Below are 18,519 nucleotides of genomic sequence, written 5' to 3'. Positions count from 1 at the left end.
CGGGGTCACTCGGGCCCGATCGGCCCGCTCGGGTTCAACTGCCTTCTCGCCAGGCCTGCCACAGCCGCGCGTACCGGCCGTCCAGGGCCACCAGTTCCTCGTGGGTGCCCTGCTCCACGACCCGGCCTGCGTCCAGTACGGCGATCCGGTCCGCCGCCATCGCCTGGGTGAGCCGGTGGGCCACGAACAGCGTGGTCCGGCCCGCGCACGCGGCCAGCACGGCCCGTTCCAGTTCGGCCGCGCCCTCGCTGCCCGCCTCCGCGGTGGACTCGTCGAGCACCACCACCGGCGTCCGGCCCAACACCAGCCGGGCCAGGGCGAGCTGGGCGACCTTGGTGACATCCAGTCGCTCCCCGCCTTCGCCGACAGGGGTCTTGAGTCCGTCGGGCAGGGATTCGGCCCAGCGGTCGGCACCGACCGTGCGCAGCGCGTCCAGCAGCTCGGCGTCGGTCGCCCCCGGCGCGGCCAGCCGCAGATCGTCGGCGAGCGGACCGGAGAACACATGGGTCTCCTGGGTCAGGATGCTCACCAGGGCCCGCGCCCCGGCCTCGTCCAGGCCGGCGAGTTCGGTCGATCCGATGCGCACCGTTCCGGCCTGCGGGGTCCCGATGCCCGCGATCAGCGCGGCCAGCGTCGTCTTGCCCGCGCCGGTCGCCCCGACCAGGGCGAGCGACCCGCCGGCCGGGATCGTCAGGCTGACGTCCCGCAGGACCGGATCCTCGCTGTCGGGATAGCGGAACGTCACCCCTTCCACCGTCACCGCGTACGACGTGGCGTCCGCCGCAGCGACGGCCGAGTCACCCACCAGCCGATCCTCCACGTCCTCCCCCAGTACGCCGACCAGCCGGGTCAGGCTGGCGCCCGACTTCTGCGCCTCGTCGAAGGTGAACATGATCATGCCGAGCGGGACGAACAGCCGGTGGAACAGCAGCGGGGCCGCCGACACCTCGCCCAGGCTGGCGGCATCGGCCTCCAGCAGGGCGTACCCCACGACGATGATCAGGACCAGTCCGATGAACTCGGCGCGGTTCTCGCGGCCGACGAACCGGCCGAAGAAGTGGAACACCTCGATGCCGAGGTCGCGCACCCGGCGCGACTCATGGGTGACCTTCTCGCGGAAGGCCTCTTCGAGGCGGTAGGCCCGGACCGTGTCGAGCCCGTCCAGACCGCTGATCAGGGCCTGCGCCCGGTCGGCCTGGGCCACTCGCTGCTTGCGGTAGAGCGGGGCGGACCGGGGCAGATACCAGTGCAGGGCGAGCGCGTACGCGGGCAGGGCGCCGGCGCCGGCCAGGCCGAGCCGCCAGTCCAGGCCGAACATGCCGACCGTGGCGATGGCGACCAGCACGCCCGCCGAGAACACCGTGGGAACGGCCATCCGGATGCCCTTGGACAACACGGCCACGTCGTCCCCGACCCTGGACAGCACATCTCCCCGGCCGACCTGTTCGATCCGTGCGCTCGGCATGCCGAGGACCGCCCGGACGGCGCCCTCCCGCAGCTGCGCGAGCAGGTCGGCGCCGAGCCGTCCGATCAGATAGGTCGACGCCGCGGTGGCCGCCGCGCCGAGCAGCGCGGCGACCACCATCACGACCCCGATCCGGACCAGGACCGAACGGGATTCCCCCTCGACGACCCCGTCGACCACCTGGCCGAGCAGCAGCACCGGGAGCACCTGGAGCGCCGCCCCGGCCACTGAGGTGACGAGGGTGGCGGTGGTCAGCCACGGCACTTCGCGGCAGTGTGCCACGACCCATCGGGTGGCCTCGCGTCCGGTCGTGGTGCGCAGGGCCGCCGGAGCGACGCGCGGGGCGGCGACGCTCACCCCTGCTCGGCCGCCTTCACCAGCTCGTCGATCGCGTAAGGCATGGAGGGCAGGGTGCCCTGGGAGATGGCGGCGCCGACGGCCGGCCCCTCACTGTCCAGCAGGTACGACACCTTGCCGTCCTTGACCGCCTTCAGGTTGGTGAAGAGCTTGAACTTCTTCAACGCGTCCGTGTCCGCCTTGTCGTTGATGACGAAGATGCGGTCGACGTCGACCAGGTCGATGCGCTCGGGCGAGAGCTTGGTGTAGAAGCTGCCGCCCGCGACCTTGTCGATCTCGGTCTGGTACTTGAAGCCGATGCCCGACACCAGCCGGCCACGCACGTCGGTCGAGGTGAACGGCGCCACCGAGTCCTCGTACCAGGACAGCGCCACGGCGGTCTCGTCTCCGAACTCGGGGTGCGCCTTCTTGGCCGCGTCGAGCTTGCCCTGGATGTCCGCCACCATCTTCTCGCCCTCCTCGGCCTTGCCGAGGGCCTTGGCGATGTGGAGGGCGTTGTCCTGCCAGGGCGCGCTGAACGGCTCCTTCTCCGTCTTCGTACGACCCAACGTGGGGGCGATCTTGGAGAGCTTGTCGTAGGCGGCCTGGTCGATCTCGGAGTACACCGCGATGATCAGGTCCGGCCGCAGTGCGGCGATCTTCTCGTAGTTGGGGCCGGAGTCACCGTTCTCCATGATGACCTCGGGCTTGGTGTCGCCCCACTTGTCCTTCACCCAGGGCCACTGGGTGTTGATGTCGGGACTCTGCCCCTCCGGGTTCGGGTACTGGTCGACCATGCCCACCGGCTTGATGCCGAACGCGAGGATGGTCTGGTCGTCCGTGTAGCCGACGGAGACGACCCGCTGCGGAGCCTTGGTGATCTTCGTGGTTCCGAAGGCGTGCTCCATCGTGACCGGGAACGCGCCGGCGGCGGCCGCGGCGGGCGAGTTGTCGTCGCCGGCCTCGTCCTTCGAGTCGGAGCCGCATCCCGCGAGGAGCCCGACAGCGAGGGCTGCGGCGGACACGGTGGACGCGACCCGCTGCCAGGGCTTCATGAGCGTCGTTCTATGGAGGAGCATCAGCAATCCCTTGCTTTCGCACTGTCCGCTACACCTCGTTCTAAGGGCAGGCAAACCTTACCCACAAGAATGAGGTTAGCCTAGCCTAACTCCCCTTATTTCCTTGAGGGTTCAGCTGGACGTTCGTGCGACCGATCGGCACGATGAGCGGCCGGTCGCTCACCGGGTCGTCGACCACCCGGGCCCGCAACCCGAAGGCCTCTTCCAGCAGTTCGGCACTGATCACGTCACGCGGGTGTCCCTGCGCCAGAATTGAGCCGGCTCTCATCACGACGAGGTTGTCGCTGTAGCGCGTGGCCAGGTTGAGGTCGTGCAGGACCATGACCACGGTGCAGCCGCCCTCGTGCAGGTCGTCCACCAGGTCGAGCACGTCGATCGCGTGTGCCAGGTCCAGGTAGGTGGTCGGTTCGTCCAGCAGCAGCAGGTCGGTGCCCTGAGCCAGGGTCATCGAGATCCACACCCGCTGACGCTGCCCGCCGGACAGCGAGTCGACCGGGCGGTCGGCCAGGTCGGCCACAGCCGTCATGGCCAGCGCGCGCTCCACCACCGCGGCGTCGTCGGACGACCACTGCCTCAGCCAACTCTGGTGCGGATGACGGCCCCTGGCGACCAGGTCGGACACCGTCAGCCCGTCGGGCGCGACGGGCGCCTGCGGCAGCATGCCAAGCCTCTTCGCCACCTCGCGGGTCTTGAGCCTGCCGATGTCTTCGCCGTCCAGGACGACCGTCCCGCCGGCCGGCCTGAGCAGGCGCGACAGCGTTCGCAACAGGGTCGACTTCCCGCAGCCGTTGGGCCCGATGATCGTCGTGATCACCCCGGGCGGGATCGCCACGTCGAGATCCTCGATGACCGTCCGGCTCCCGTAACCGACCGTGATGCCGCGCGCGGCCAGCCGTGCGGTGTCCTCGACCGCCGACTTGATCTCGGTGATGTGCTGAGTGACCACAAGGCCCCCTGTCCTTCTGTCCATAGAGCTTTACTGCGAACCCTGTCGGAGGTTCGCCCGCACCAGCAGATACACGAGGAAGGGCCCGCCGATCGCGGCGGTGACCACACCGACCGGGAGCGAGACCGGCAGCGCCGTGCGCGCGACGAGGTCCGCGCCGATCAGCAGGAGCGCCCCCACGACTCCGGAGGCCACCAGCGGCGGCGTCGGACACCTCGTCAGACGCATGGCCACCTGCGGGGCCACCAGCGCGACGAACGGGACCGGGCCCGCCGCGCTCACCGCCACACCGGCCAGCAGGACCGCGCACAGCAGCAGGACCGCCCGCACCCTCGCGTACCGGACGCCGAGGACCGCGGCGATCTCGTCACCGAAGTGCATCGGCTTGAACTGGAAGGCCACGCAGGAGACGACGGCCAGCAGGCCGAGCGTGCACCACAGGGCGATCCACACCTCGTCCCACGACCGGTTGTCCAGCGAGCCGACCAGCCAGGCCTGGGCGCGGGCCACGTCCCCGATGTCGGCCGTGGCCAGCAGCCAGGTGGTGATCGCCTGCATCACGGCGGTCACGGAGATGCCGATGAGGATCAGCCGGAGTCCGTCGATGCCCCGCCGCCACGCCAGGAGGTAGACCAGCAGGCCCGTGCCGAGACCGCCGGCGAGCGCCGCCGCCGACAGCCCCACGGAGTCGACGACCGCCGTGGCGGCACCACCGGAGACGGTCACCAGGAACACGGCGACCGCACTGGCGCCCGAGGTGATCCCCAGCACGTCCGGACTGGCGAGCGGATTGCGCGCGATGGACTGCGTAATCGCTCCGGACACCCCCAGCGCGATGCCCACGACGAGCCCGGCCAGGGCGCGCGGCATCCGCAGATCCATGATCACGAACTCGTCGACCGGCTCGCCCCGGCCGAGGATCGTGGCGATCACCCTGTCCAGGCCGATCGGGAAGTCCCCCACACCGATCGACAGACAGAACAACAGGAAGGTCGCCGTCGCCAGGAGCAGCGTGACGGACACGATCCAGGGCCGCCAGACGAACGACATCCGGCCGAGCCGCACGCCCGGCGCCAGCACTGGCTTCACTTCTGTCCCGTTCATGCGTTCTTGAACTTTCCGAGCCACACCAGAGCCGCGAAGAAGGGGGCACCGAGCAGGGCGACCACGACCCCCGCCTCCAGTTCGCCCGGCCGTACCACCAGGCGGCCCACGATGTCGCACACCAGCAGGACGACGGCGCCGAGCAGACCCGCGTACGGCACCAGCCAGCGGTAGTCCGGCCCGGTCAGATAGCGGGCCAGGTGCGCCACCATGAGCCCGAGGAACGCGATGGGGCCGCAGGCCGCGGTCGCCGCGCCCGCCAGCAGGGTGATGGCGACGATGCCCACGGTCCGGCTCAGCGCGATGTTCACGCCGAGCCCGCGCGCCACGTCCTCTCCCAGGTTGAGCAGATTGACGGCCGGCAGCGTGACCACCGCCAGCACCAGTCCGACCGCGATGAACGCGGTCACCGGCCAGATGACGCCGAATCCGACGCCCGCCACGGAGCCCGCGTTCCAGAACCGCAGTGCGTTCAGCGCCGCCTGATCCGTCAGCGAGACCGCTGTGGTCATCGCCGCGAGGAACACCGCGACACCCTGACCGGCCAGGGCGAGCGTCAACGGGTTGCCGGCTCCCCGGCCCAGGCTCGACAGCCCGAACACGACGACACCGGCGAGCGCCGAACCCAGGAAGGCGAACCAGACGTACTGAAACGGGTTGGTGAGCCCGAACAGCGTGATCGCGACCATCACGGCGAACGAGGCACCGGCGTTCACCCCCAACAGGCCCGTGTCGGCGATCGGGTTGCGGGTGTAGCCCTGGATCAGCGCTCCGCCGATCCCCAGGGCGATGCCCGCCACGACGGCGAGCACCGTCCGGGGCACTCGCACCGTCTGGACGATGAGCCTGATCTCGGTGAGCCGTTGGTCGGACTCCGGCGCCGCGAACAGCCCGTGCCACACCTCGGCGGGACTCAACGCGCGGGCACCGACGGCGAGGGACACGGCCGCCGCGATCACGAGGAGCACCAGCAGGCCCGCCAGGCCCACAACTCGGTGCCGACGGGCCTCAGTTGGGCCCGCCGGCGCGGGGCGCTCCACCGCAGTCGTGCTCATGCGGACGTACGTTATCCCTTCGAGGTCACGGCCGTTGAGCGTGGCTAGCGGGCCGTGCCGATCCCGTCCGCGATCGGACGTGCCTCGTCGGACGCCGTCTTCAGGCTCCGGTCGAGGATCGAGTCGAGGATCTCGCCGACCCTGATCGCGGTGTTGGACAGCAGGTCGGAGGTGATGCCGTGCGTGTGTTCGGTGCCGCCTTGCAGGTAGATGCCGCAGCGCAGCTCGGGGTGGGTCGCGATGCGGTAGTCGCGTTCGACGCGGACCCGGCCCTCGTCGTCGCTATGGCAGCGGTCCGCGATCTCCCCGAGGAGCCGGAGCGGATCGGCGGGGCTGTAGCCGGTCGCACAGACCAGGACGTCGGCGTCCAAGGGAGTTTCCTCGCCGGTGACGAGCGACTTCACCGTGGCGCGGACCTTGTCCGGTCGCTCGTCGACATCGATGAGGCGGGAGACGTTGAGAAAGCGCAGCCGCTCGGTCCCGAGGACCTTCTCCTGATACATCCGCCGGTACAGATCGTCGATCAGATCGATGTCCACCACGGAGTAGTTGGTGTTGCCGTGGTAGTCCATGAGGCTGCGTTTGACCTCGTCGGGCGCCGTGAAGTAGTCGTCCACCGCCGAAGGGTCGAAGATGCGGTTGGCGAAGCCACTGTCATCGGCGGGGCTGTAGCCGTAGCGGGAGAAGACGCCACAGATCTCGGCCCGGGGAAAGCGCCGATGCAGGTGGGCGACGTTCTCGGCGGCGCTCTGCCCGGCACCCACGACGATGAACCGGGAGGGCGAACCGCCTTCCAGGGCCTCGATCTTCGTGAGCAGTTCGGCGTTGTGCCAGACGCGATCGGTGCGCGCCACACCCTCGGGCATGAGGGGGCGCAGACCGGTGCCGAGGACCAGGTTGCGGGCCCGGTGGAGCGAGAGCCCCTCCGCCGAACGGACCGTCACATCCAGGTACTCCACGACTCCGTCGCGGGTGACCGGTGTGACGGCGACGACCTCGTGGCCGTAGGAGATCATGTCGTCGACCTGGGCGGCGGCCCACTCGAAGTAGTCGTGGAACTCCACCCGCAGGGGGAAGAGGTTCTTGTGGTTGATGAAGTCGATCAGCCGGCCCTTGCTCTTCAGATAGCAGAGGAAGCTGTACTCGCTGGACGGGTTGCGGAGCGTCACCAGGTCCTTGAGGAAGGACACCTGCATGGTCGCGTCGTCGATCAGCATGCCGCGGTGCCAGCCGAAGCTGGGCTGCTGCTCGAAGAAGTGAGCGCTGACCACTTCCTGTCTGTCGACGCGTGCGTTGTGCTCGTTGAGCGCGATCGCCATGGCCACGTTGGAGGGGCCGAAGCCAACGCCTATGAGGTCGTGGATCAGTGATGCGTCGTCAGGAAGAGCCTGTGCCATGTCACTCCCATCGTGCGGGGTCGGCCGCCCTGGGGTGGGGTGGCGTCCGATTGTCGAGCGCGGGAAGTCCGGAAATCGGGCACATCGACAGCCGTCGCGGCCCGAAACTTAGGCAAGGCTAAGCTGATCCCGTGAAGCTGTCGATAGGCAAACCAGGCGTCGAGGGGCGCACCGCTCCTCAACATGCGCCCCAACGAGCGCCGTTGCGTGCTTAGGTAAGGCTTGCTTTACTGGCGCGGCCAGTCCCCTGCTCCGAGGAGGAAGCGCATGCGGGTCGTCATGTTCGGCTATCAGACCTGGGGGCACCGGACCCTGAGAGCCCTGCTGGATTCCGAGCACGACGTGGTGCTGGTCGTGACGCACCCCAAGAGCGAGCACGCGTACGAGAAGATCTGGAGCGACTCGGTCGCCGACCTGGCCGAGGAGCACGGCGTCCCGGTGCTGCTGCGCAACCGCCCCGACGACGAGGAGCTGTTCGAGCGTCTCAAGGAGGCCGACCCGGACATCATCGTGGCCAACAACTGGCGCACCTGGATCCCACCGCGCATCTTCGGCCTCCCGCGCCACGGCACACTCAACGTGCACGACTCACTGCTGCCGGAGTACGCCGGGTTCTCTCCGCTGATCTGGGCGCTGATCAACGGCGAGTCCGAAGTCGGCGTCACCGCCCACCTGATGAACCAGGAACTGGACGCCGGCGACATCGTGCGCCAGGAGGCGGTTCCGGTGGGACCGACGGACACCGCCACCGACCTCTTCCACCGGACGGTCGACCTGATCGCCCCGGTCACCATCGGCGCACTCGACCTCATCGCCTCCGGACAGACGGAGTTCACCCGGCAGGACCGGTCCCGGGCGAGCTTCTTCCACAAGCGCTCCATCGACGACAGCCGCATCGACTGGACCTGGCCGGCCGAGGACCTCGAGCGCCTGGTCCGCGCCCAGTCGGAGCCGTACCCCAGCGCCTTCACCCACCACAGGGGAAAGCGGCTCGAGGTCCTCGCCGCGGTCGTGTCCGAGGGCCGGTACGGCGGCACGCCCGGCCGCATCTTCTACCGCGAGGGCGACGGCGTCGTCATCGTCGCCGGAGCCGACGCCCGGACGGGCCGCAACCACGGGCTCGCCATCACCCGGGTACGGACCGAGGACGGACGGGAGTTGCCCGCCGCGGAGTACTTCACGTCCATGGGCGGCTATCTGACCAACCAGCCCTGAGCGACAGTCGACCTCACCGACGGCAGTCGGCCGGTCCTCGCCGCACCGCGCGGAGGGTCATGGTGGCAACTGACGCCGTGGCAGCGGCACTTGTCGGGCAGGACCGGCCGGCGCGTCGGCGCCGGAACTCCCTCCGCACGTTCGCCGCGTTCGGCGGCCGGCTTCTGCTGATCGCGGCAGCCATGCTCAGCCTGGCGATCGGCTCACGCTCGCTGCCGCTGTCCACGGTCGTCAACGCCCTGTTCCACGACGACGGCTCCACGGCGAGCTCCGTGATCTGGGACGTCCGCGTCCCCCGCACCCTGGCCGGCAGTGCCGCCGGTGTCGCGCTCGGTGTCGCCGGGCTCGGGGTCCCCGTCCAGCGCACCCGGCTGCTGATCCTCGTCCTCGGCACGGCCGCCTGCGCGGTGGCCACCGCCGCGGCCGGCCCGATCCCCTTCGTGGCCTCATCGCACCGCAGCCGGCCCGGCGCCTCACCCGGGCGCCGGGCCCCAACCTTCGGGCCGCCACCTGCACCGGCGCCTTCCTCGTCTGGAGGGCTGCTGCGACGGCAGCGGCGGCCGGGCCGGATCTGAGTCAGTGGCCGTGCGCCTCGGCCTGTTCACCGGCCCGCACAGTGAACGCGGCCGTGCGCACCTGGCCGTCGTGCTTGAAGTCGAGGAACAGCCGGTACGTGCCCCTGCTGGGCGCGGTGGCCTCGAAGGACACAGCCGGACCGGGCTCCGGCCGGCCATGGGGGTGAACGTGCAGATAGGCCAGGTCGCCGGAGCGCAGGGCGACGAGGTGGCCGTAGGCGCCGAGGTAGGGCTGAAGGTCGGTGACGGGCCTGCCGGCACGGAAGACCGTGAGTTTCAGTTCGCTCGCGGTGCGCGGGGTCAGGCCGCCGGTCAGCCGGACCTGGTAGCCGTCGACGTCCGCGGTGTCGGTCGCCGCCGGGAGCCGCTGCGGCTCGTACGCGCCCGCGACCGCGAGGTCCGCACCGAGGGCGAGGTTCTCCACGCCCTTCTTCGCCGGGGTGAAGTCGGCGAGGACCCGGTAGTCGCCCGCGCGGGGCAGTTCGACGGGGATGCTCCAGGTGCCGTCGGCGGCGCGGGCGGGGTGGACATGCCGATAGGTGCCGAGGTCGCGTGAGGCGATGATGAGGTGGAGTTCCTTGGTGTTCTCCCGCTCGTACGCCGTGACGGCGCGGCCCGCGGAGTCCCGGATGACGAACCGCAGGTCGGACCGCCGTCCGGCGGTGACGCTCGGGGTCTCCAGGTCGAGGGCATAACCGCCCTCGGAGACCTGGAGGCCGCCGGCGGGTGACTCCGCCGCACCATCGGCCTGAGCCCCCTCGTGACTCCCATGGGACTCCGGCGCCCTCTCCGTCACCAGGGGGTCGATGCCCTGCCCCACGCCGTACGCGGTGCCGAACGTCGCGGCGAGCGCGGCGGCGAATGCGGAGATCTTGAGTCCAGCACGCATGACCAGCCCCTGGAGATCACGGCCGCCGACTCGGATACGGGGCCTCGAACACTGTCGACCATACCCCTGGGGGGTATAAAGTCAAGACTTGCGATCGATACCCCCTACGGGTATACAGAGCAGCGCGACGTACATACCCCCGCCCCGTATCGAGGAGCATCGATGACCACCACCGCGACCGGAGCCCCTGCCGAGGCAGAGCTCGTCATCGGCGGCATGACCTGTGCCTCGTGCGCCGCACGCATCGAGAAGAAGCTGAACCGCATGCCCGGGGTGACCGCGACCGTCAACTACGCCACCGAGAAGGCGAAGGTCTCCTACGGCGGCGAGGTCACCGTGCAGGACCTGATAGCGACCGTCGAGAAGACCGGGTACACCGCACAGGAACCCGTGCCGGAGGAACCCTCGAGCGAGCCGGTGGACCACGAACTGCGTTCGCTGCGCGAGCGGTTGGTCACCGCGACGCTCCTCGCCGCCCCCGTCGTCGCGATGGCCATGATCCCGGCCCTGCAGTTCGAGTACTGGCAGTGGCTCTCGCTGACCCTCGCCGCGCCCGTGGTGACCTATGCCGCATGGCCCTTCCACAAGGCGGCGTTCACCAACGCGCGGCACGGTGCGGCGACGATGGACACGCTGATCTCGGTCGGCACGCTGGCCGCGTTCGGCTGGTCGCTGTGGGCGCTGTTCCTCGGGACCGCGGGGACTCCGGGTATGACGCACCCCTTCGAGCTGACGATCGCTCGCGGTGACGGTGCCGGGAACATCTACCTGGAGGCCGCCGCGGGAGTCACCGCCTTCATCCTGGCCGGGCGGTACTTCGAGGCACGGTCCAAGCGGAAGGCGGGCGCGGCGCTGCGGGCGCTGCTGGAGCTGGGCGCGAAGGACGTCACCGTGCTACGGGCCGACGGCAGTGAACAGACCGTTCTGGTAGGTGAGTTGAAGGTCGGCACCCACTTTGTCGTCCGCCCGGGCGAGAAGATCGCGACCGACGGGACCGTGGTCGAGGGCTCGTCGGCGGTGGACGCGTCGATGCTGACCGGCGAGTCCGTGCCGGTGGAGGTCGCCCAGGGTGACACGGTCGCCGGTGCCACGGTCAACGTCGGCGGACGGCTCGTCGTCGAGGCGACCCGGGTCGGCTCGGACACGCAGTTGGCGCGGATGGCGAAGCTGGTGGAGGACGCTCAGAACGGTAAGGCGGCGGCTCAGCGGCTGGCGGACCGGATCTCCGCCGTGTTCGTGCCGATCGTGATCGCCCTCGCGCTGGGCACCCTCGGCTTCTGGCTCGGCAACGGGGCCGGCCTGACGGCAGCCTTCACCGCCGCGGTCGCCGTGCTGATCATCGCCTGCCCGTGCGCCCTGGGGTTGGCGACGCCGACCGCGCTGCTGGTGGGCACGGGGCGCGGCGCGCAGCTCGGGATCCTCATCAAGGGTCCGGAGGTCCTGGAGTCCACGCGCAAGGTCGACACCATCGTCCTCGACAAGACGGGCACGGTCACCACGGGCCGCATGACGCTGCTGGCCGTGCACACCGCGCAGGGTGCGGAGGAGGCCGAAGTCCTGCGGCTGGCGGGCGCGTTGGAGCACGCCTCGGAGCACCCGATCGCCCGGGCGGTGGCCGACGGGGCGCTGGAGAAGGTGGGTGCGCTGCCCACGCCCGAGGACTTCGCTAACGTACCGGGGCTCGGCGTGCAGGGCATCGTCGAGGGCCGTGCGGTACTCGTCGGCCGAGAGCGGCTGCTGGGCGACTGGGCGATGGAACTGCCCCTGGAGCTGGCCGGGTTGAAGGCGGCGGCCGAGGCGTCCGGTCGTACGGTCGTCGCGGTCGCCTGGGACGGCGAGGCGCGGGCGGTCCTCGAAGTGGCCGACGCGGTGAAGGAGACCAGCGCGGAGGCGATCACGCGGCTGCGGGCGCTGGGTCTGACCCCGATCCTGCTGACCGGTGACAACGAGGCGGTGGCGCGGGCCGTCGCCCGCGAGGTCGGTATCGCGCCGCAGGACGTGATCGCCGAGGTGCTGCCGCAGGACAAGGTCGATGTCGTCAAGCGGCTTCAGGGCGAGGGCCGTTCGGTCGCGATGGTCGGCGACGGCGTCAACGACGCGGCCGCGCTCGCCCGGGCGGACCTGGGGCTGGCCATGGGCACGGGCACGGACGCGGCGATCGAGGCCGGTGACCTGACCCTGGTCCGCGGCGACCTGCGCGCGGCGGCGGACGCGATCAGGCTCGCCCGCCGGACCCTCGGCACGATCCGGTCCAACCTGTTCTGGGCCTTCGCCTACAACGTGGCCGCGCTGCCGCTGGCCGCGGCGGGGCTGCTGAACCCGATGCTGGCCGGGGCGGCGATGGCGTTCTCGTCGGTGTTCGTGGTGGGGAACTCGCTGCGGCTGCGGTCGTTCAGGGCGGCCGAGTGAGCGGAGTGCCGGACCATCGCGATGGTCCGGCACTCCGGTGGACTCAGCCCAGCTTCTTCAGGAGCTCCACGGCCAGCGGGGCCGAGGACGCCGGGTTCTGACCGGTGACCAGGTTGCGGTCGACCACGACCTTCGGCACCCACGGCTCGCCCACCTGGACCTGGACGCCGGCCTCGGTCAGCCGGTCCTGGAGGAGCCACTTGGCCTTGTCGGCGAAGCCGGCCTGGGTCTCCTCGTCGTTGGTGAAGGCGGCGATCCGGTACCCGGCGAAGGAGTTGGTTCCGTCGGCCTTGACCGCGGCGAGCAGCGCGGCCGGGGCGTGGCAGACGACGCCGAGGGGCTTGCCGGACTCCAGGGCGCTGGTGAGCAGTTCACCGGAGTCGGTGTTGACCGCGAGGTCCTCCATGGGGCCGTGGCCGCCGGGGTAGAAGACGGCGGCGTAGTCGTCCAGGTGCACGTCCTCCAGGCGGATCGGGTTCTGGATCTCGGTCGCCGCGGCGATGACGCCCGCGATCCGGTCGGCGTTCTCCTGACCGCCGTTGACCTCGGCGGCGAGGCTGCCCTTGTCGACGGTGGGGACGACGCCACCGGGGGTGGCCACGGTGATCTCGTGACCGGCGGCCTTGAAGGCCTCGTAGGGGGCGACGGCCTCCTCGCCCCAGAAGCCGGTGGGGTGCTGAGTGCCGTCGGCCAGCGTCCAGTGGTCGACGCCGGTGATTACGAAGAGGATCTTTGCCATGCTCTGACGGTAAGTCGATCCACCCATAGGAATCCAATAGGCTCACGTATGTGAGAGATAGGGAATCCAATCACCACCCGGTCGCGGCACCGTTGGACCTGAATCTGCTCCGCACGTTCCTGACCGTGTACCGCACCGGCTCCTTCACCGCCGCAGCCCGGCTCCTCGGCCTGTCCCAGCCCACGGTCACCACCCAGATCCGCGCTCTGGAGCGCCAATTGGGCCGCGAGCTGTTCGAGCGGCTGGCCCGCGGTGTCGCGCCCGCGCCCTACGCGGACGAGCTCGCCGCCCGGATCGTCGACCCCCTGGACTCGCTCGCCACGGTCACGGGGGCGGACGACGCCCCGGCCGAGCCTGTGCACCTCGCCGGCCCGGCCGAGTTCCTCACCGTCTCCGTCCTGCCCGGTATCGCGCCGCTGGTGGAGTCGGGCGTACGGCTGCGCGTGACCCCCGGTCTGACCGAGCCGCTCCTGGAGGATCTGCGCGCGGGCCGCCATGACCTGGTGATCGCCACCTTCCGGCCGCGTGGGCGCACCCTGACCTCGGTGGCCCTCAACGACGAGGAGTTCGTGCTGGTCGCCGCCCCCGAGCGGGCGGATCGGATCGGCTCTGCGGCCCGGGTCGCGGCGGAGGGGGCGGCCGCGCTGCACGGCGTCCCCCTGGTCGCGTATGCCGAGGACCTGCCCATCGTGCGCCGCTACTGGCGGCATGTCTTCGGCAAGCGTCTGGCGCGTGACCCCGCGCTCACGATGCCCGACCTGAACGCGGTGAAAGGAGCGGTCATGGGCGGTGCGGGGTTCTCGGTGCTCCCCCGCTATCTGTGCGCGGCCGAGCTGGCCTCGGGCGCGCTCGTCCTGCTCCACGATCCGGACGACCCGCCCATCAACACCGGCTTCCTCGTGCAACGCCCGGGCGCCGCCCGCAACCCGCACGTGGCATTGGTCCGCGATCATCTGCTGCGGGCCGCCCGGGACTGGTGACTACGCGTTCTCCCGGAGGAACGACGAGCGCGGGCCCTCCAGAGTGGCGTCCATGCGGGCCGCCTGCCCCTGGGTGAACATGAACATGGCCACGTCGTCGGTGTAGTCCATGTAGTTGACGAACATGTCCCCGTCGGGGGCGTTGTTGCACGTCACATGGGGGAAAGTGGGCCTGCCGAAGTTGGGGCCGCCCGCGTTGGGGGTGTCGGCGACGAAGTCGCTGCCGCTGCACCCCTGGCCGTCGTCGCCCCAGATGTGGAAGAGGTTGAGCCAGTGACCCACCTCGTGGGTGGCGGTGCGGCCGAGGTTGAACGGGGGCGACGCGGTGCCCGTCGTACCGACGAAACTGTGGGTGATGACGACTCCGTCGGTGGCGGCGGCGCCACCCGGGAACTGGGCGTAGCCGAGGATCTCCCCGACCTGGGGGTCGAAGAGGCGCGGAGCCACCCAGAAGTTGAGGTACTGGTCGGCGGGCCAGGCGTCCTGGCCACCGCCCGCCGTGAACTTGATCGCGTCGTCCATCCCGAAGGTGTCCGTCGCGGTCTGCGTGCGGGTGATACCGCTGGTGGGCCGCCCGTCGGGGTCCTGGTCGGCGAGCCGGAACCCGATGCGGCAGTCGGCGGCGAGGTCCTTCCAGACGGCGGGCACCTGCGCGACGTCCGCATTGAGCATCCGGTAGTCCTGGTTGAGGACGTCGATCTGGCCGGCGATCTGGTCGTCGCCGATGTCCTGCTCGGAGGTGTGGTGGATGACGTGCACCACGACGGGGATGACGGTCACACCGACGCGGGCCGGCGTCCGAAGACCCTGCTCGAAGGCGAAGGCCCGGTTCTCCACCTCGTCCCGCACCATGGCGTACGAGGGGTCCTCGGTCAGCAGCCGCCGGTGCACCGGCATCGTGCCGCAGACACGGTGTGCGGGGGCGGGGGTGGTCTCGTCGGTCTCGTTCTCGGGCACGCTGCACCGCCTGGAGATGGCCGCACCGCAACGGCGCGGAAGTGAGGGTGGAGCGGGCCCGTTGAGGTTTACCGTAGGGCGACGGAACGGACACGGTAAGCAGAATCGCAAATTCCGCCGTAAGTACGGCGTTGCCTTCCGTATCGGTCCAACCTGCCACAGATCAGGAGGTGCCCGGCCATGAGCGGTCCGCCGCCGGAACTGATCGGAACATGGGTGCATGCGTACGAGGAGGACTCCCCCGGCGTCACGGTGTACCGCCCGGCGGGCTATCCGCTGCCGCCCGCACGTGGCCGCCGGGGGCTGGAGTTCGCCGCGGACGGCACCTTCACCGACCGCCCCCTCGGCCGCACCGACGCACCCGGGCGGCGCACCGGCCGCTGGGCGACGGCGGACCCGGAGGGGCATCGGCTCGCGCTCAGCGTCCCCGGCGCGGACCGCCAGTTGGAGGTCCTGTACGTCGACGATCAGGTGCTCAAGGTACGGGCCCCCGACTGATCGACGCCCTTCCTGGTGCCGTCCGATCACGCCGTCGCGCTGCCCACATCGACGGGGAACGAACGGGCGTTCATTCTGACACGGTGACCTTCAGCAACGTCTGGAGCGCCTCGTCGGACTCGTTGAGTTCGGCCCAGACCGTCTTTCCGTGGGAGGCGTGGCGGGTGCCCCAGTGCTCGGCGAGCTGGGCGACCAGGAACAGTCCGCGGCCGCCCTCGTCGAAGGTGCGGGCCCGGCGCAGGTGCGGGGTGGTGCCGCCGGCGTCGGAGACCTCGCACAGCAGGCCCCGGTCGTGGATGAGACGCAGCTGGATGGGGGGCCGGCCGTAGCGGATGGCGTTGGTGACCAGTTCGCTGACGACCAGTTCGGTGGTGAAGTCGAGCTCCTCCAGGCCCCAGATCCGTAGTTGCCGGGCGACGTCCGCGCGGGCCCGGCCGACGGCGGCGGGGTCGGCCTCCAGATCCCAGGTGGCGACCTGACGGACGCCCAGGGCGTGGGTGCGGGCGAGGAGGAGGGCGACGTCGTCGTCCGGGCGAGTCGGCAACAGGGCCTCCAGGACGGTGTCGCAGGTGGCCTCCAGGGAGGGGCCGGCCCGGGCGAGGGCGCCGCGCAGCAGGTCGAGGCCCGCCTCGACGTCGTGGTCGCGGGCCTCGATCAGTCCGTCGGTGTAGAGGGCGAGGAGGCTGCCCTCGGCCAGGTCGACCTCCGCCGCCTCGAAGGGCAGGCCGCCCAGACCCAGGGGCGGGCCCGGCGGCAGGTCGAGGAGCTCGACGGTGCCGTCGCGGGTCACCAGGACGGGCAGCACATGGCCCGCGCGGGCCAGGGTGCAGCGCCGGGAGACGGGGTCGTAGACGGCGTAGAGGCAGGTCGCGCCGATGTCGCCGGCGGGCTCACCGTCCGGGTCTCCGGCGGCTTCGGCGGACAGACGGATGACGATGTCGTCGAGGTGCGTGAGGAGTTCGTCGGGGGGCAGGTCGAAGTCGGCGAGGGTGCGTACGGCGGTGCGCAGCCGGCCCATGGTGGCGGCGGCGTGGATGCCGTGCCCGACGACGTCGCCCACCACGAGGGCGACCCGGGCGCCGGACAGCGGGATGACGTCGTACCAGTCGCCGCCCACGCCGACCCGGTCGCCGGCGGGCAGATAACGGCAGGCGACCTCCACGGCGGACTGCTGCGGCATGTGTTGCTGGAGCAGGCTGTGCTGGAGGGTGAGGGCGGTGGCGCGGGCGTGGGTGTAGCGGCGGGCGTTGTCGACGGCGACCGCGGCCCGGGCGGCGATCTCCTGGGCGAGCAGCAGGTCCTCGTCGTCGTAGGGGTCTGCGGTGTGGTCGCGGACGAACCGGGCGATGCCGAGGGTCGTGCCGCGGGCGCGCAGCGGCACGACCAGGGTCGAACGGTTCCAGGAGGCCTCTCCGGTGGCCAGGGCCCGGGCCGGTGGCGATCCGGCCGGGTAGCTGTGGAGCCGCGGTTCCTGCGCGGGCGGTCGCTGGGCGATCCGGCGCAGGACGGGCGGCTCCGCCGTCAGGACGTCGTGTCCGTGCAGGGCCGAGTCGAGCAGGTCCACGGTCACCCGGTCGGCGAAGTGCTCGACGGCGAGGTCGGCCAGTTCCTGGGTGGTGCGGGTGATGTCCAGCGTGGTCCCGATGCGCAGGCCCGCCTCGTTGACCAGGGAGAGCCGTGCCCGCAGCCGGTGTTCCCGCTCCTCCTGGTAGGCCAGGACGCCGTACTCGGACGTGCGGTCCACATAGCCGGTGGCCGTCGCCAGCAGTTCGCGGGTCGCGGCGCTGATCAGTTCGGCGTCGTCGGTGAGCCGCGGCAGCTCCTGGAGCAGCCGGTCCAGGACGACGCCCTGTCCGAGGCGGAAGGCCCGCAACAGCGTGCTGACGGGGATGCCGTGCCGGGCGATCCGGCGGGCCCGTTCGATCTCCGCGGCCGGCGGTTCGATGCGGCTCGGCTCGACTCCGTGCTCCAGGCTGTCCAGTACGCCGACGACATGGTGGGCGATGTTCGCCGAGGCCATGGCCTCGGGGTCGTCCCACAACTCGGGGACCTCGCCGCGCAGACACTCCTCGACATCACGGATCAGCCCGTCCGCCGCCCGGCTCAGTGCGTGCGCGGCCCGGGACACGAGACGGTCCGCGGTGACGTCCACTCTTACGACGGTACGCCGCTCGTCGACGTATGCGGGCCTCTTCCGGGTCGGAGTGCGGGATTCCGTGATACGGACACTGCAGCTGTGGCAATCGAGAGGTGGAGGCACCGTGTTCGGCAGGGTTTCGGCGGCTGTGGTGGTGGTCTGCGCAGTTGCGCTGGCGGGCTGCACTTTCGAGGGCAGCGGGAGTACGGCTGCCGAAACGACGGAGATCGAGGCGAGCGCCGCGTCCACGCCCGCCTCGTCGACCACGCCCGCCTCATCGTCCGAGCCGGCCTCCGCGTCCCCGAGCACGAGCCCGGCGCCGGTGCCCGTCAGGAGCCCGGGGCAGACGCTGGTGTCCATGAACATCAGCGGCGGCTTCGCCGGGGTCGGCCGGTCGGTGGTCCTGCGGGGCGACGGCACGGTGCACGCCCGTGACGACCGCAAGGGCTCGGTGGTACGCCGGACGACCGCGGCCGAGTTCAGGAAGCTGCGCCTGCTTCTCGGCGATCCGGCGCTGGACGACGTATCGGACTTCACGATGAACATGAGCGCCGCGGACATGCTCCAGTACGAAGTCCGCTTCGACGGCCGCACCGTCCACACGGACCGCTCCGCCGAGCAGCCGCCCCTCGACGCGCTCATCAGCGCCCTGAGCGCGTATCTGCCGAAGGGCTGAGCACCGTACTCCGAGGCAAGTACGCGCGGTTACTCCCGCCGTCAGACGCCCCGAAAGCCCCG

Annotated in this window: 16 protein-coding genes; 6 read left to right on the top strand and 10 right to left on the bottom strand. The window is 70.7% G+C overall.

Annotation, left to right across the window (positions count from 1 at the left end; all coding sequences use genetic code 11):
* Positions 1 to 34: 34 nt before the first annotated feature.
* From TN53_RS10100 to TN53_RS10075, 6 genes are all read right to left on the bottom strand, one after another.
* Entirely contained in the window at positions 35 to 1,822 is a 1,788-nt protein-coding gene (locus tag TN53_RS10100; protein ID WP_046258115.1) for an ABC transporter ATP-binding protein, read from the bottom strand.
* Positions 1,819 to 2,880, bottom strand: a complete 1,062-nt coding sequence (locus TN53_RS10095; protein ID WP_046258114.1) for an iron-siderophore ABC transporter substrate-binding protein — start codon at positions 2,878 to 2,880, stop codon at positions 1,819 to 1,821. The genes TN53_RS10100 and TN53_RS10095 overlap by 4 nt, the downstream gene beginning before the upstream one ends.
* 85 nt (positions 2,881 to 2,965) lie before the next feature.
* Positions 2,966 to 3,826, bottom strand: coding sequence for an ABC transporter ATP-binding protein (locus TN53_RS10090; protein ID WP_046258113.1), 861 nt, complete (start codon positions 3,824 to 3,826; stop codon positions 2,966 to 2,968).
* A 30-nt stretch (positions 3,827 to 3,856) separates the two neighbouring features.
* Positions 3,857 to 4,930: a FecCD family ABC transporter permease gene (locus TN53_RS10085; RefSeq protein ID WP_046258112.1), complete on the bottom strand. Its 1,074-nt coding sequence runs from the start codon at positions 4,928 to 4,930 to the stop codon at positions 3,857 to 3,859.
* The gene (locus TN53_RS10080; RefSeq protein ID WP_046258111.1) at positions 4,927 to 5,985 is read right to left on the bottom strand and encodes a FecCD family ABC transporter permease; all 1,059 of its coding nucleotides are present in this window, start codon (positions 5,983 to 5,985) and stop codon (positions 4,927 to 4,929) included. Before TN53_RS10080 ends, TN53_RS10085 begins: the two co-directional genes overlap by 4 nt.
* Before the next feature lie 44 nt (positions 5,986 to 6,029).
* A complete protein-coding gene (locus tag TN53_RS10075; protein ID WP_046258110.1) occupies positions 6,030 to 7,382 on the bottom strand; it encodes a lysine N(6)-hydroxylase/L-ornithine N(5)-oxygenase family protein in 1,353 nt (450 codons plus the stop codon).
* A 267-nt stretch (positions 7,383 to 7,649) separates the two neighbouring features.
* Between TN53_RS10075 and TN53_RS10070 the strand changes: the two genes are divergently transcribed.
* Together TN53_RS10070 and TN53_RS47785 are read left to right on the top strand one after the other, a co-directional pair.
* Positions 7,650 to 8,597, top strand: a complete 948-nt coding sequence (locus TN53_RS10070; protein ID WP_046258109.1) for a methionyl-tRNA formyltransferase — start codon at positions 7,650 to 7,652, stop codon at positions 8,595 to 8,597.
* A 77-nt stretch (positions 8,598 to 8,674) separates the two neighbouring features.
* Positions 8,675 to 9,172 carry an iron chelate uptake ABC transporter family permease subunit gene (locus tag TN53_RS47785; RefSeq protein ID WP_234441541.1) on the top strand — a complete coding sequence of 166 codons (498 nt, stop codon included), beginning with the start codon at positions 8,675 to 8,677 and terminating at the stop codon, positions 9,170 to 9,172.
* A 1-nt stretch (position 9,173) separates the two neighbouring features.
* Here TN53_RS47785 and TN53_RS10060 read toward each other — a convergent pair whose 3' ends face one another.
* The gene (locus tag TN53_RS10060) at positions 9,174 to 10,061 is read right to left on the bottom strand and encodes a hypothetical protein (protein WP_046258107.1); all 888 of its coding nucleotides are present in this window, start codon (positions 10,059 to 10,061) and stop codon (positions 9,174 to 9,176) included.
* Between the two features lie 162 nt (positions 10,062 to 10,223).
* Here TN53_RS10060 and TN53_RS10055 point away from each other — a divergent pair, with 162 nt between their 5' ends.
* Positions 10,224 to 12,470, top strand: a complete 2,247-nt coding sequence (locus TN53_RS10055) for a heavy metal translocating P-type ATPase (protein ID WP_046258106.1) — start codon at positions 10,224 to 10,226, stop codon at positions 12,468 to 12,470.
* Positions 12,471 to 12,513: 43 nt separating this feature from the next.
* On the opposite strand, the gene TN53_RS10050 is transcribed toward TN53_RS10055, so the two are convergent.
* Complete coding sequence (locus TN53_RS10050) at positions 12,514 to 13,209, bottom strand: type 1 glutamine amidotransferase domain-containing protein (RefSeq protein WP_046258105.1); 696 nt, start codon at positions 13,207 to 13,209, stop codon at positions 12,514 to 12,516.
* 50 nt (positions 13,210 to 13,259) lie between these two features.
* On the opposite strand from TN53_RS10050, the gene TN53_RS10045 reads away from it, so the two are divergent.
* On the top strand, positions 13,260 to 14,189 hold the full coding sequence (locus TN53_RS10045; protein WP_046258104.1) for a LysR family transcriptional regulator: 930 nt from the start codon (positions 13,260 to 13,262) through the stop codon (positions 14,187 to 14,189).
* Here TN53_RS10045 and TN53_RS10040 read toward each other — a convergent pair whose 3' ends face one another.
* Entirely contained in the window at positions 14,190 to 15,146 is a 957-nt protein-coding gene (locus TN53_RS10040) for a zinc metalloprotease (RefSeq protein ID WP_052745167.1), read from the bottom strand.
* 180 nt (positions 15,147 to 15,326) lie between these two features.
* Between TN53_RS10040 and TN53_RS44025 the strand changes: the two genes are divergently transcribed.
* Positions 15,327 to 15,644 carry a hypothetical protein gene (locus TN53_RS44025; RefSeq protein ID WP_052745166.1) on the top strand — a complete coding sequence of 106 codons (318 nt, stop codon included), beginning with the start codon at positions 15,327 to 15,329 and terminating at the stop codon, positions 15,642 to 15,644.
* Between the two features lie 70 nt (positions 15,645 to 15,714).
* On the opposite strand, the gene TN53_RS10030 is transcribed toward TN53_RS44025, so the two are convergent.
* On the bottom strand, positions 15,715 to 18,141 hold the full coding sequence (locus TN53_RS10030) for an ATP-binding SpoIIE family protein phosphatase (RefSeq protein ID WP_420719092.1): 2,427 nt from the start codon (positions 18,139 to 18,141) through the stop codon (positions 15,715 to 15,717).
* On the opposite strand from TN53_RS10030, the gene TN53_RS44815 reads away from it, so the two are divergent.
* Positions 18,140 to 18,457: a hypothetical protein gene (locus TN53_RS44815; protein ID WP_095046408.1), complete on the top strand. Its 318-nt coding sequence runs from the start codon at positions 18,140 to 18,142 to the stop codon at positions 18,455 to 18,457. The genes TN53_RS10030 and TN53_RS44815 overlap by 2 nt on opposite strands.
* The last annotated feature ends 62 nt before the right edge of the window (positions 18,458 to 18,519 follow it).

Source organism: Streptomyces sp. WM6386, assembly GCF_000972385.1.
Classification (GTDB): domain Bacteria; phylum Actinomycetota; class Actinomycetes; order Streptomycetales; family Streptomycetaceae; genus Streptomyces.
This window is presented reverse-complemented; position numbering and strand designations above follow the sequence as displayed.